The organism is Pseudomonas sp. NC02, from assembly GCF_002874965.1.
In the GTDB taxonomy this organism is placed as follows: domain Bacteria; phylum Pseudomonadota; class Gammaproteobacteria; order Pseudomonadales; family Pseudomonadaceae; genus Aquipseudomonas.
The window spans coordinates 3,457,144-3,470,997 of record NZ_CP025624.1 but is presented as its reverse complement, the minus strand read 5'-3'; the positions used below and the strand labels follow the sequence as shown (position 1 = coordinate 3,470,997).

Here is a 13,854-nt window from a genome sequence, read left to right as displayed (position 1 = left end):
GAGAGGACTCAAGTCGAGGGAGTAATGTTCTTTTGCAGCAGCGTGTCGATCACCTGGTACAGCTCTTTGTAGCGCAGGGGCTTGATGATGTAGGCATCGCAGCCGGCCCGCAGGGTCTTGTCACGGTCTTCCTTCATGGCCATGGCCGTCAGGGCGATCACCGGGATGTGCGCGGTATGAGGGTCCTGCTTGAGCAGTGACGTGGCTGCCAGGCCGTCCATGCCCGGCAACTGGATGTCCATCAGGATCAATGCCGGTTGTTTTTCCCGGGCCAGGGTCAGCCCGGTCTCGGCATCGGCGGCCCACAACACGCTGTGGCCGGCGTTCACCAGCAGCAGGCGGGCGAGGCGCATATTGGCCTCGTTGTCTTCGACGATCAGGATTTCGGCCATGGGGCCTCCGCATCTGCGGCACGGTGCAGCGGCAGCCACACCACAAACCGCGCGCCTTCGCCTTCGCGGCTGGCCACGGCGACACTGCCGCCGTGCAGGTCGGTGAGTTGCTTGACCATCGCCAAACCCAGGCCCGTGCCTTCGAATTTGCGCGCCAGGCTGCTGTCGATCTGGCTGAAGGCCTTGAACAGCTTGCTCATGTCGTCCCGGGCGATCCCGATGCCGGTGTCGCTCACGCTCAATTCCAGGAACTGTTGATGTTCGCTGGGCTGCAGGGCAAAGCCGTGGGTGGGCCAGTCCCCGGGAATCTGCCCCACTTGCCTACGATTCACCTCGCGCACCGAGAGCGTCACCGAGCCGCCGTGCTCGCTGAACTTCACCGCATTGGCCAGCAGGTTGTAGATGATCTGCTTGGTCTTTCGCAGGTCCAGTTCCAGCGCGCCGAAGTCGTCCGGGCTTTCGAGTTTCAACTGGATGCGCTGCAATGCGGCCTTTTCCCGCACGATCAGCAGGCTGTTGGCCAACAGGCCGGCCAACTCCACGGCTTCCAGTTCCAGGTCCATCATGCCGGCCTCGACCTTGGACAGGTCGAGGATGTCGTTGATCAGCGACAGCAAGTGCTGGCCGCTGGTGAAGATATCGCCGATGTACTCGCGCTGGATATCGCTCATGTCGCCCACCAGGCCGTCCTTGAGCGCCTCGGAAAAACCGATCACCGCATTCAGCGGCGTGCGCAGTTCGTGGGACATGGTGGCGAGAAATTCGGACTTCATGTGGCTGGCGTGTTCCAGCTCCAGGTTCTTCTCTTCCAGGGCGCGCTCAAAGCCTTTGCGTTGCGCCTCTTCCTGCTTGCGCGCGGTGTTGTCGGTGCCGATCAGCAGGTAGCCGATGATCGCGTCGTTGCGGTTGCGCAGGGCGGTCACCGACACCATGGCCGACAGGCGACTGTTGTCCTTGCGGATATAGGTCAGTTCGTAAATGTCTTCGATGCCCCGGGAGGCCTTGAACACCAGGGCCTCAAAGCCCGGCGTGATCGGTGTGTCCAGTTCCTGGCTGAGGGCAGCGGCGCGGGTGATCAGCTCGGCGGGGTCGGAAATGTCGGCCGGTGTGACGCGGTTCAGCACATCGGCGGCGGCGTAGCCAAGCATGCGTTCGGCGCCGACGTTGAAAATCTGGATTACGCCTTTTTCGTCGGTGGCGATGCTGGAGAAGTAGGCGCTGTTGAAGATCGCATCTTGCAAGGCGCCGGCCTTGAGCAGGGTTTTCTGGCGTTTGAATTCGACGATTTTTTCAGCCCGGGATTGCGGCTCCGCCGGGCTGTCGACTGAAGAGTTGTCCATCGTGCAGTGTTCCGTGAACTTCAGGCCCGACGCTGCCAAAGGCGGCGCCGCAGAGCATGCTCACAGAAGATCGCGCAGGCGCGATGAGGAGGAGATGAGGTCTTTGGACGATAGCAGATAAACCGCAACCGACAGGGATCGTAGTGGCCAAACGCGGTGTTATTTTTAGAAAAACACTCAGTCGGATAGGTGAAGGTGGAAAAACGGCGGTTTTATCTGCAATTAGTCACTCCAGGTCGCTGGGTGAACATTTATTCATCAGGTGAAACGTTTAATCAAACGATAAACGGCTGACGCAAGCGCTTGCGTAAGCAAATGTATCTGATTAGAGTCGGCAGCAATCAGGTCTGCCGATGACTGCCATCGGCAAACGCCCGAACACAACAATAATAAAACCAGGAGCTCAGTCATGAGCCTTGAACCCTTGCTTGAAATGCAGGGCATCAGCAAGACCTTCAACGGTCTGCGGGTGCTCAAGAACGTCAGCCTGAAGGTCTACCCCGGTGAAATCCACGCCTTGATGGGTGAGAACGGAGCCGGCAAATCGACCTTGATGAAGATCCTCTCCGGCGCTTACCAGGCCGACGACGGCGGCACCATCCGCATCGATGGCCAGCCCGTCGCCAGCTACAACCCAGCCTCCGCCAAAGCCCTCGGCATTGCCGTGATCTACCAGGAACTGAGCCTGTGTCCGAACCTCACGGTGGCCGAGAACATTTACCTGGGCCGTGAACTGCGCCGTGGCTGGACCATCGACCGCAAGGGCATGGAAGCCGGGGTGGCCGAGGTGCTGGCAAGGCTCGGTGCGGAGTTCCTGCCCATCACCCGCGTCGCCAGCCTGTCCATCGCCGAGCGCCAACTGGTGGAAATCGCCCGGGCGCTGCATGCCCACGCGAAAATCCTGGTGATGGACGAGCCCACCACGCCACTGTCCTCCCGGGAGACCGACCGCCTGTTCGCGCTGATCAAACAGCTGCGCAGCCAGGGCTTGGCGATCATCTACATCAGCCACCGCATGGCGGAAATCTACGAGCTGTCGGACCGGGTCTCGGTACTGCGGGACGGCGAGTACGTCGGCGAACTGGCGCGGGACGTGCTGTCGGCCGAAGTGCTGGTGAAGATGATGGTGGGCCGCGACCTGTCAGGTTTCTACAAGAAGGAACATGCGGCCTACGACCCCGGCCAGGTGGTGATGCGCGTGCGCGACATGGCCGACGGCAAGCGCGTGCGCAACTGCAGCTTTGACCTGCACGCCGGTGAAGTGCTGGGCATCGCCGGCCTGGTGGGCGCCGGGCGTACCGAACTGGCACGGCTGATCTTTGCCGCCGACCCACGCACCTCCGGCACCCTGGAGGTGGTCGGCAAAACCGTGACCCAACTGCGCAACCCGGCGGATGCGATTCGTGCCGGTGTCGTCTACCTCACCGAGGACCGCAAGGCCCAGGGCCTGTTTCTCGACATGAGCGTGGCCGACAACATCAACGTTTGTGCCTGTGTGGCGGATGCCCACGCCGGCGGTGTGCTCAACCGTGGCCACGCCGCACAACGCTCACGCGATGCGATCAAGTCCCTGTCGATCCGCGTGGCGTCGGGCAAGGTCAACGTCGGCGCGTTGTCCGGTGGCAACCAGCAGAAGGTGCTGCTGGCACGGCTGCTGGAGGTCAAGCCGCATGTGCTGATCCTCGACGAGCCCACCCGTGGCGTGGACATCGGCTCCAAATCCGAGATCTACCGCATCATCAACCAGTTGGCCAAGGCCGGCGTAGGCATCGTGGTGATCTCCAGCGAACTGCCGGAAATCATCGGCACCTGCGACCGCGTGCTGATCATGCGCGAAGGGCAACTGGTGGCCGAAGTGGGCGGGGCATCGGGGCTGGATATTTCCCAGGAGGCGATCATCGACCTCGCCACCGGCAGCGAACAGGTGGCCGCCCATGGCTAATTCAACGACAAGCGGGAGCAACACCATGACTGTGGCAACGATCGGCAAGGCTGAGCGTATTCGCGAACTGATGCGCACGGTGGGCATGTTGCCGGTGCTGGTGCTGCTGCTGGTGGGTTTTGCCCTGGCCAGCGAAAACTTCATGACGGTGCAGAACCTGTCGATCATCACCCAGCAGGCGTCGGTCAACGTGGTGCTGGCGGCGGGGATGACCTTTGTGATCCTCACGGCGGGCATCGACTTGTCGGTGGGAGCGATTCTTGCGGCTTCGGCTGTGGTTGCGTTGCAAGCGTCGATGTCACCGCAGTTCGGCATGTTCGGGATTGCCGCCGGGGTTGGCTTCGGCCTGTTGCTGGGCCTGGTCAACGGCGGCCTGATCGCCTTCATGCGCCTGCCGCCGTTTATCGTCACCCTCGGTGCGCTGACCGCCATGCGCGGTTTGGCACGCCTGTTGGCCGACGACAAAACCGTGTTCAACCCTGATTTGCCGTTTGCCTTTATTGGCAACGATTCGGTGCTGGGCGTGCCCTGGCTGGTGATCATTGCCGTGGCCGTGATTGCGCTGTCGTGGTTCATCCTGCGGCGCACGGTGATGGGGGTGCAAATCTACTCCGTGGGCGGCAACCCGGAAGCGGCGCGGCTGTCGGGGATCAAGGTGTGGAAGGTCCTGCTGTTCGTCTATGCCATGTCCGGTGCGTTGGCCGGGTTGGGCGCGGTGATGAGCGCGTCACGCCTGTTCGCCGCCAATGGCCTGCAACTGGGGCAATCCTATGAGCTGGATGCGATTGCCGCAGTGATCCTCGGCGGCACCAGTTTTACCGGCGGCGTCGGCACCATCGGCGGCACGCTGATTGGTGCGCTGATCATCGCGGTATTGACCAACGGCCTGGTGCTGCTGGGCGTCTCGGATATCTGGCAGTACATCATCAAGGGCATCGTGATCATTGGCGCGGTAGCGCTGGATCGTTATCGCCAGTCCGGTGCGCGGACCTGATTTCACTCAAACAACAATCACAAGAGAGTCATCATGAACTTCAAACGCATGTTTCCTGTTGTCGCCTCCCTGGGCGTTGCCGTGTTGATGTCCCAGGCGGTGCAAGCCCGTGAACTGAAAGCCATCGGCATCAGCATGGGGTCCCTGGGCAACCCGTATTTCGTGACCCTGGCCGACGGTGCCACGGCGCGGGCCAAGGAGCTGAACCCGGCGGTGAAAGTCACCTCGGTGTCGGCCGACTATGACCTGAGCAAGCAGTTCTCGCAGATCGACAACTTCATCTCGTCCAAGGTCGACCTGATCCTGCTCAACGCCGTCGACCCGTCGGCCATGGCCTCGGCGATCAAGAAAGCCCGCGACGCCGGGATCGTGGTGGTGGCGGTAGACGTCGATGCGAAGGGCGTGAATGCCACCGTGCAGACCGACAACGTCGAAGCCGGCAAACTGGCCTGCCAGTTCATCGTCGACAAGCTCTCGGGCAAGGGCAACGTAATTATCCAGAATGGCCCGCAGGTCACCGCCGTGACTGATCGCGTCAAAGGCTGTAAAGCCGCGCTGGGCAGTGCGCCGGATATCAAGTTGCTGTCTGATGACCAGGACGGCAAAGGCTCCCGTGAAGGCGGCCTGAACGTGATGCAGGGCTACCTGACACGCTTCCAGAAAATCGACGGCCTGTTCGCAATCAACGACCCGCAAGCCATCGGCAGCGACCTGGCGGCCAAGCAACTGAAACGCAGCGGCATCATCATCACCTCCGTGGACGGCGCGCCGGACATCGAGAATGCCCTGAAGACCGACACACTGATCCAGGCCTCCGCCAGCCAGGACCCATGGGCCATGGCCCAGACCGCCGTCAATGTCGGCAATGACATTCTCAATGACAAACAACCCGCCGAAGCGGTTACCCTGCTGGCGCCAAAATTGATCACCCGCGATAACGTCGGTTCCTACAGCGGTTGGTCCAGCAAACATTAAAAGCGCGCAGGGGTGAGCACCGTGGCAACCATGGAGGATGTGGCAAGAATTGCAGGGGTGTCGACGTCGACGGTTTCCCACGTCTTGAACGGCACCCGCAAGGTCAGCCCGGACACGGTGCAAGCGGTGCAGGACGCGATCCGGCAGGTGGGCTACATCCCCAACACGCTGGCGCGTTCCCTGGCGCGGTCCACCACCAATACGATTGGCGTGGCGATCTCGGCACTGTCCAACCACTACTTCAGCGAAACGGTGCACGCGATTGAAACCGAGTGCGCCAAGCACGGCTACATGATGTTGTTTGTCGATACCCACGACGATCCCGAGCAGGAATTGCGCGTAGTCACGACGCTGCACCATCGGCGGGTGGACGGCATTCTGCTGGCGCCGTCTACCGGTTCGCTGGCCCTGGAATACCTGCAGGCCAATCAAGTGGCGGCGGTGTTGGTGGACCGGATGATGTGTGATCGTTTCGATCAGGTCGGGGTGGAAAACACCCAGTCGACCCAGGCCCTGGTGGCGCACTTGATCGGCCATGGCCACCGGCGCATCGGCTTTATTTCCGGGCGCGCGGGGCTCGGCACTTCCGATGAGCGCGTGGCCGGCTATCAAGCCGCGTTGCAGGCGGCAGGGTTGGTGTTTGACCCGCAATTGCTGGTCAACGGTGGTTCCAGCAGCGAGCCGGCACGGCAAGCGACCGCGCAGTTATTGACGCTGGCAACACCGCCCACGGCAATCATGGCGGGCAACAACCTGATGACCCTGGGTGCGATGCACGCCTTGCGTGATGCGAATATCGACGTGCCCGGGCAGATGGCCCTGGTGGGCTTCGATGATTTTGACTGGGCGGATTTCTTCGTGCCACGCCTGACCCTGATCGCACAGCCGGTCCAGGAACTCGGCGCCCGGGCGGTCAACCTGCTGCTTGAGCGCATGGCGTCGCCCAAGCGTAAAACACACAGCGTGCGGCTCGCGCCCACCCTGAAGATTCGTAACTCATGCGGCTGCCCCTGATATGAACAACGCGGTTTCCCTTGGCATTGATCTCGGCACTTCGGAACTCAAGGCGATCCTGATGGACGAGCAAGGCAACGTCCTCGCCCGTGCGGGCGCGCGGCTGACGGTCTCGCGCCCGCACGCAGGCTGGTCCGAGCAGGCGCCTGAGGATTGGTGGCAAGCATGCCTGAATGCTCTGGACCAACTGCGCACTGATCAGCCGGATGCCTACGGCCGTGTCGGCTGCATCGGGTTGTCCGGGCAGATGCACGGGGCGGTGTTGCTGGGGCAAGACGACCGGGTGTTGTACCCGGCGATTCTCTGGGATGACTCCCGTGCCATGGCCCAGGCTGAAGCCTTGGGCAGTGAGTTTGCCGACGTCACCGGCAGCTTGCCGATGGCCGGTCTCACGGCGCCCAAGCTGCTGTGGTTGCAGGAGCATGAACCGGCGGTATTCAGCGCCATTGATTGCGTGCTGTCGCCCAAGGACTACCTGCGCCTGCGCCTGAGTGGTGAGCGCGTGAGTGATGTGTCCGATGGTGCGGGGACGTTGTGGCTGGATGTGGCCAACCGTGAATGGTTTGAACCGATGCTGCAGGCCACGGGTTTGCGATGGGCGCAGATGCCACGGCTGGTAGAAGGTGGCGCGGCCAGTGCTTGTTTGAATGCGGCTGCGGCGGGGCGACTGGGCTTGGCCGAGGGCCTGGTGATTGCCGGCGGTGGCGGGGACAACCCGGTGGCGGCGGTGGGCATAGGGGCGGTGAATGCGGGTGATGCGTTTATCACGTTGGGGACGAGTGCGGCCATCGTGGCGATTACTGATCACTCGGCGGGGAATCCGGCGAGTGCGGTGCATAGTTTTTGTCATGCGTTGCCTAATCGCTGGTACACCATGGGCGCCATGCTGGCCGGGGCCAGTTGCTTGCGGTGGGTGACGCGGTTGACGGGGTCGGTTGATGAGCAGGCGTTGCTGGATCGGGTGCAGGCCGAGTGGCCGATCGGGCAGGGCGTGCCGGTTTCTAATCCGTTGTTTTTGCCGTATTTGGCGGGGGAGCGTACGCCCCATAACGACCCGTTGTTGCGGGGTGGTTTCATGAGCCTGGGGCATGACTGCACGCCGGCTATGTTGGGGTATGCGGTGATGGAGGGGGTCGGGTTCGGGTTGCTGGATGCACTGAATGCGGTGCAGTCGGCCGGGGCCACGGTGGGGGCTTGTGCGTTGGTGGGGGGCGGGGCGCGCAGTGAGTATTGGGCGCAGTTGTTGGCCAATATTCTTGGGCGGGAGATTTATACGTTGCATGGCAGTGAGTTGGGGGCGTGTATTGGTGCAGCGAAGTTGGGGTTCCTGTCGAGCGGCCAGGGTGCGGCGCTGTTGCAGGCGGGGATGCCGGTGAAGCAACGGTTTTTCCCGGACGGCGCTCAACAGGCTGTTTTGCAGGCGCGATATTTGAAGTTTCGGGGGTTGTTGGGGGCGGCTAAGGCTTTGCACGATTAGGGAGGTTTTGGGTGTATATCCGTTATTTGGGTAACGGCTGCTATTGGTTCCGCTCTTACAGCGGCTCACTTTTGAACAGCGCAAAAGTAAGCAAAACGCTCTTGCCCCACCACTCGGCTCCTCGCTTAGGCTCGGAGTGCCCTCACTCCGGCTTTGGACCGTGGGCCGCCGTCATGGGCCATCCCTGGCCCAGGACGGCTAACCTGGCGTCCTGCCAGGTTACCCACGCTCCAAAGCCTGCGTTCGGCCAGCGTGGTTTAACGGGGCGCCTAAGATCAAGATCAAAAGCAGATCAAAAGCAGAGCGGCCTCCCGGCCGGCTTGAGTGTTGAAGAGCAAAATCAGAAGCTAAAGCGGGCACGGTCCAAATGTGGGAGCGGGCTTGCTCGCGAAGGTCGTTAACGATGACGCGGGCATTCTGAATGAACGCGGCGCTCTCAGGTTTTTCGCGAGCAAGCCCGCTCCCACAGAAAAGCAGATCTGTTTTCGCTCTGGTCTTTGCTTTTAACACTCAAGCCCGCCGGGAGGCCGCTGTGCTCTTGCTTTTGATCCCCAATAAGTCCGAGGCCGAACGCAGGTATTGCGGAGCGGCGGCCCGCGGAGCAATGCCGTTTGGTGGACTTTGCCGCTTTTGCAAAGTGACTCGCTGTAAGAGCGAAACCATACGCCGCCGTTACCCAAATAACGGATATGTACCCAATCACTGAGCTGGCTTGCAGGCATGGCATCAGGTTTTTGCAGCCAACTCCCGCAGCACCTTGAGCAATGTGGTCTCACCCTTAACCACGTCCGCCTGCTCAAAGCAGATCCAACCTTCGTTAAACCCATCAATCATGCGCATGCGCGGCATTGGATTCTGCGCGCCTTGCTCACGAAACATCGGCTCCCACGCATCGCGAGGCACCACCTGTGCTGTCACACCACGACCAAGCACTTCGGTCAACGTGCGAGCGATGTCGTTCGGGCTGACCCATTGGCCTTCCAGCTCAACTACCCGAGGCCCGCTCCAGTGTTGCTGCAACAATTGCGCAGCGAGGCGGCCGACGTCGGCGGTGGCGATCATCGGTACGGTCTTATCCAGCGGTTGCAGGAAGCTGTGGATCACTCCGTGTTCGCGGGCGGTGGCTACGTCGTAGGCGGCGTTTTCCATAAACCAGCCCGGACGCAAAAAGGTCACCGGCACGTTCAACGCGCTCAGCGCCTGTTCCATCAAGGTGCGTTGGGTCAGCAGATTCAGGTGCTCGGCCTGGGCGCCGATGGTCGACAGGCAAACAACTTTCTGCGGGGCCGCCGCTTCAATGGCCTGAGCGACGGCGGCAATCACCTTGCGCGCCTCGGGAAAACCCGGCTCCGGGTCGAAATCCGAAGGCGGCAGGATGAACACGCCGGTGGCACCCTTGAATGCTTCAGTGAGGGCCGCAGTGTCGTCCATATTGGCGATGGCGACCTCGCAACCAAGGGCGGCCCATACGGCGCCTTTGCCCGCATCGCGAATGACTGCGCGCACGGGTTGACGATCGTTGAGGAGAAAGCGCGCGAGGGCGCCGCCGACTTTGCCTGTGATTCCGGTGATGACATACATGGTGTTTACGCCTGTTATTCCAATGTGTGGATCAAGCATAAACACCGCCCTGGATTGACAGAATAGCGATCCCGTCACTGCATCAGTGACTCAGAATCATGAATCACTCAGTGGTGGCAATCGGCGTTTTACCGGGGTTTTCTTGACGATGGCAGTGTTGGTTTCGGCGTAAGCGTTGAGCTTATCCAGCAGTGTGTCGAGTTGGTCCATGGTGCGCACATGCAGGCGTGCGATGAAGCAGTCATCGCCGGTCACTTTGTCGCATTCGGTGAACTCGGGGATCGCCTGGATCTGGCGCTCCACCTCCTGCAGTTTCCCGGGCAGTGGGCGGATGCGCACGATGGCTTGCAGCAGATAGCCAAAATGCTTGGGGTCAATGTCCACGGTGTAGTTCTTCAAGACGCCGCGCTCTTCCAGGCGCCGCAGCCGCTCGCCGACGCTGGGGGAGGACAGGCCGGTGATACCCGCCAAGGCCTTGAGGGACAGGCGCGAATCGTCCATCAGCGCGGCGATCAGTTGCTGGTCAATGCTGTCAATCATGGTCGCTCCGAAAGCGATTGCTCAGGTTTGCCTAATAAGAATAGGCGAAATGCAAGGTTCGCCTTATTTAGAATCTGGAGTCGCTACAGGCCAGATTGCCATAATTGAGCCTCACTTGAGGAGCTCAATCATGGACAAATCCATACGTCGCGGTTCATGGGAAATGGTCGCCGCCATGCTCATATCCGGCACCATCGGCTGGTTCGTGCTGGTATCGGGGGTGCCGGTAGTCGAAGTGGTGTTCTGGCGCTGCGTGATCGGCGCGCTGACGTTGCTGGTGGTGTGCTGGCTGCTCGGCTATCTGCGCCTGGACTTGCTGGACTACCGCAAACTCGGGCTGGCGATGCTCAGCGGCGTGGCGATCGTGGGCAATTGGTTGCTGCTGTTCGAGTCCTACGCCAGGGCATCCATTTCCATCAGTACAGCGGTGTATAACGTGCAGCCGTTTATGTTGGTGATGCTGGCGGCAGTGTTCCTGGGCGAGAAAATCACCGTGCAGAAGCTCGCCTGGCTGAGCGTGGCGTTCGTGGGAATGCTGGCGATTGTCACTGCCCATGGCGATCAGTCAAATACCGGGGACGACTATCTGGTGGGCGTGGCATTGGCGCTGGGCGCGGCGCTTTTGTACGCGATTGCCGCCCTGATCATCAAGCGCTTGAAGGAGGTGCCGCCGCATTTGATGGCGTTGATCCAGGTGACCACAGGCGCCTTGCTGCTGGCACCGTTGATGCAGTGGCACAGCCTTTCGGCGTCGATGGATGCCTGGGCCGCATTGCTGACCCTGGGCGTTGTGCATACCGGCTTGATGTACGTGCTGCTGTATGGCGCGATCCAGAAGTTGCCGACGGCAATCACCGGGGCGCTGTCGTTTATCTACCCGATTGCGGCAATCTTTGTCGACTGGATTGCCTTTGGGCATCGGCTGGGCTGGATGCAATGGCTGGGCGTGGCGGCGATTTTGCTGGCGGCGGCGGGATTGCAGCGGGGTTGGTGGTGGCGTTCGAAAACAGTGATGAGCGTCACGCCGTAGCATGACGCTCACCCGCGACTCAATGTGCGCCGCGCGGGATGGTCTTGAGCAGGTCATCCGGGCTGATATAACCCACCACGCTGCCCGGTTGCGGCAGGCCGAGGATGTGGCCCTTGATCTTGCCGATCACGTGCATCTCGCAAGGCTTGCAGTCGAACTTCAGCGTCAGCACTTCGTCGCCGTGGATCAACTGCATCGGCGCGACCTTGGTCTTCACCCCCGTCACCCCCTTGGCCTGTTTGGGGCACAGGTTGAACGAGAACCGCAGGCAGTGCTTGGTGATCATCACCGGCACTTCGCCGGTTTCTTCGTGGGCTTCGTACGCCGCGTCGATCAGTTGCACACCATGGCGGTGATAGAAGTCGCGGGCCTTCTGGTTGTAGACGTTGGCCAGGAACGACAGGTGCGATTCCGGATACACCGGCGGCGGCGTGGTTTCTGCCTTGCGGCCGCCCCGTGGATGGGCCTGGATACGCGCCTCGGTCAGCGCCTCGATCACTTCACGGCGCAGGGCCTTGAGCTGCGAGTTCGGGATGAAGAACGCCTGCGGCGCATCCAGCTCGATCGCAGTGGCGTGGTACTGGGTGGTGCCCAGTTGGCCCAGCAGGTCGCGCAGGGTTTCGAGCGCCTGTTCCGGCTTGTTGGCCACGCCAAACGGGCCGGGCAGGGCAACGCTGGCGCTGATGCCTTCTTCGCTGGTGACGGTCAGTTCCAGGCGGTCTTCCTGCAGGCGAGCCGCCCAGGACACACCAATACGGCGCTCGGCGGAAGTCTTCAGCAAAGCCTGCTGCCAGTTATGGTCCAGGTTGCGGTTCAACGGATGATTCGGGCGCAGTTGGTGCAAGCCTGCCGGCATTTCATTGGGTTCGACGCGGTAGCGATAGCGCTTCTCGCCGTCTTCTTCGAACTCACCTTTTGGCTCGGCGATGTTCGCGCGGAAACCTACCACTTCACGCTTGATCAGCACATTGAGGCCGTCGCCGTTGGACAGCGGCTCATGGGTGACCACTTGCAAGTCACGCTTGCCGGCTTTTTCCACCACACCCACCGGCAGGCCGGTAAAGGTTGGGGTGTCGAAGGCGCCGATGTCGACCTTGCGGTCGGTGACGAAGTAGTCGGTGCTGCCACGATGGAAGGTCTTTTCCGGGTCCGGCAGGAAGAAATGCGCGGTGCGGCCGCTGGAAGCGCGGGCCAGGTCCGGACGGTCTTCGAGAATCTCGTCCAGGCGCTGACGGTAATAGGCGGTGATGTTCTTCACATAGCCCATGTCCTTGTAGCGGCCTTCGATCTTGAACGAACGCACGCCGGCATCCACCAGGGCGCGCAGGTTGGCGCTCTGGTTGTTGTCTTTCATCGACAACAGGTGCTTTTCAAAGGCAACCACACGGCCCTGGTCATCTTTCAAGGTGTAGGGCAGGCGGCAGGCCTGGGAGCAATCGCCACGGTTGGCGCTGCGGCCATTCTGGGCGTGGGAGATGTTGCACTGGCCGGAGAAGGCCACGCACAACGCACCGTGGATAAAGAACTCGATGGCGGCATCGGTTTCATCGGCAATCGCACGGATTTCCTGCAGGTTCAGCTCACGGGCCAACACCAGCTGCGAAAAACCGGCCTGGTCGAGGAACTTGGCCCGGCCCAGGGTGCGGATGTCGGTCTGGGTGCTGGCATGCAGTTCGATGGGCGGGATATCCAGCTCCATCACCCCCAGGTCCTGGACGATCAGCGCGTCGACGCCGGCATCGTAGAGCTGGTGGATCAGCTTGCGCGCCGGCTCCAGCTCGTTGTCGTGCAGGATCGTGTTGATGGTGGTGAACACCCGCGCGTGGTAGCGCCGGGCGAACTCCACCAACTGCGCGATATCGCTCACGTCGTTGCAGGCGTTATGGCGCGCGCCGAAACTCGGGCCGCCGATGTACACGGCGTCGGCGCCATGCAAGATGGCCTCGCGGGCGATGGCAACATCGCGGGCAGGGCTGAGCAATTCCAGGTGATGCTTGGGCAAGGACATAGTTTTTTTAGTCAGGCTTGTCACGGAGGCGGGCATTGTAGCTGTGAAATGCCCGCCAGGCATCCCATCAACCCTTGGCGGCCATCGCCGTGACTTCAACCCGCATGCCTTCCACCGCCAGGGCGGCCACGCCAACCGCTGCGCGCACTGGCCAGGGCTTGGCGAAATAGCGTTTGTAGACTTCGTTGAAGGCGGCGCGGTCGGCCATGTCCGTCAGATAGATGGTCAGGTGCATGACCCGGTCAATCGAGCTGCCGGCGCGTTCCAGGGCCACTTTCAGGGCTTGCAGGGTGCATTCGCTTTGCAGGGTGATGTCGCCAAGCTCCAGGCTGCCGTCGGCGCGGGTAGGGATTTGCGTGGAGACGAGGATGCCGTTGAAGCCGATGACGTCGGAAGAGATGGAGTCCGGATCGAGGTCGGGGGTGAACGCGAGGTCGTGGTTGGCCATGAAGGTCTCGTTTTGCTGCAGAGTGAGGCCGCGCAGTTTAACGCCTCCCGCAGAACTGCCAACCCAAATAGCTGTTCAGCGTGCCAGCGACCTGTGTCGCTGGCACGTCCCGG

12 protein-coding genes are annotated in these 13,854 nt (G+C 61.5%); 6 read left to right on the top strand and 6 right to left on the bottom strand.

Going from position 1 to position 13,854, the window contains the following annotated elements:
- Window positions 1-8: 8 nt before the first annotated feature.
- Window positions 9-392 (bottom strand): response regulator, encoded by a 384-nt coding sequence (locus tag C0058_RS16505; protein ID WP_008430409.1) that lies wholly within the window; start codon window positions 390-392, stop codon window positions 9-11.
- Window positions 377-1,732, bottom strand: coding sequence for a HAMP domain-containing sensor histidine kinase (locus tag C0058_RS16500; RefSeq protein ID WP_102369100.1), 1,356 nt, complete (start codon window positions 1,730-1,732; stop codon window positions 377-379). The genes C0058_RS16505 and C0058_RS16500 overlap by 16 nt, the downstream gene beginning before the upstream one ends.
- A 409-nt stretch (window positions 1,733-2,141) precedes the next feature.
- Between C0058_RS16500 and C0058_RS16495 the strand changes: the two genes are divergently transcribed.
- The 5 genes from C0058_RS16495 to xylB are packed head-to-tail and all read left to right on the top strand — an operon-like array spanning window position 2,142 to window position 8,134.
- Window positions 2,142-3,674 (top strand): sugar ABC transporter ATP-binding protein, encoded by a 1,533-nt coding sequence (locus tag C0058_RS16495; protein ID WP_102369099.1) that lies wholly within the window; start codon window positions 2,142-2,144, stop codon window positions 3,672-3,674.
- A gap of 25 nt (window positions 3,675-3,699) precedes the next feature.
- Window positions 3,700-4,668, top strand: a complete 969-nt coding sequence (locus C0058_RS16490) for a hypothetical protein (RefSeq protein WP_003209708.1) — start codon at window positions 3,700-3,702, stop codon at window positions 4,666-4,668.
- Between the two features lie 33 nt (window positions 4,669-4,701).
- A complete protein-coding gene (locus C0058_RS16485) occupies window positions 4,702-5,643 on the top strand; it encodes an ABC transporter substrate-binding protein (protein ID WP_102369098.1) in 942 nt (313 codons plus the stop codon).
- 21 nt (window positions 5,644-5,664) lie between these two features.
- Window positions 5,665-6,657 carry a LacI family DNA-binding transcriptional regulator gene (locus C0058_RS16480; RefSeq protein ID WP_102370272.1) on the top strand — a complete coding sequence of 331 codons (993 nt, stop codon included), beginning with the start codon at window positions 5,665-5,667 and terminating at the stop codon, window positions 6,655-6,657.
- A 1-nt stretch (window position 6,658) separates the two neighbouring features.
- Window positions 6,659-8,134, top strand: coding sequence for a xylulokinase (gene xylB, locus C0058_RS16475; protein ID WP_102369097.1), 1,476 nt, complete (start codon window positions 6,659-6,661; stop codon window positions 8,132-8,134).
- Window positions 8,135-8,860: 726 nt separating this feature from the next.
- Here xylB and C0058_RS16465 read toward each other — a convergent pair.
- Together C0058_RS16465 and C0058_RS16460 are read right to left on the bottom strand one after the other, a co-directional pair.
- A complete protein-coding gene (locus C0058_RS16465; protein ID WP_102369096.1) occupies window positions 8,861-9,715 on the bottom strand; it encodes an NmrA family NAD(P)-binding protein in 855 nt (284 codons plus the stop codon).
- A gap of 96 nt (window positions 9,716-9,811) precedes the next feature.
- A complete protein-coding gene (locus C0058_RS16460) occupies window positions 9,812-10,255 on the bottom strand; it encodes an Lrp/AsnC family transcriptional regulator (RefSeq protein WP_003217805.1) in 444 nt (147 codons plus the stop codon).
- A gap of 130 nt (window positions 10,256-10,385) precedes the next feature.
- On the opposite strand from C0058_RS16460, the gene C0058_RS16455 reads away from it, so the two are divergent.
- Window positions 10,386-11,285, top strand: a complete 900-nt coding sequence (locus tag C0058_RS16455; RefSeq protein ID WP_102369095.1) for a DMT family transporter — start codon at window positions 10,386-10,388, stop codon at window positions 11,283-11,285.
- A 19-nt stretch (window positions 11,286-11,304) separates the two neighbouring features.
- Here the strand turns inward: C0058_RS16455 and C0058_RS16450 are convergent, their stop codons facing one another.
- Window positions 11,305-13,293 (bottom strand): U32 family peptidase, encoded by a 1,989-nt coding sequence (locus tag C0058_RS16450; protein ID WP_102369094.1) that lies wholly within the window; start codon window positions 13,291-13,293, stop codon window positions 11,305-11,307.
- A 67-nt stretch (window positions 13,294-13,360) separates the two neighbouring features.
- On the bottom strand, window positions 13,361-13,741 hold the full coding sequence (locus C0058_RS16445) for a RidA family protein (protein ID WP_003217799.1): 381 nt from the start codon (window positions 13,739-13,741) through the stop codon (window positions 13,361-13,363).
- Between the last annotated feature and the right edge of the window lie 113 nt (window positions 13,742-13,854).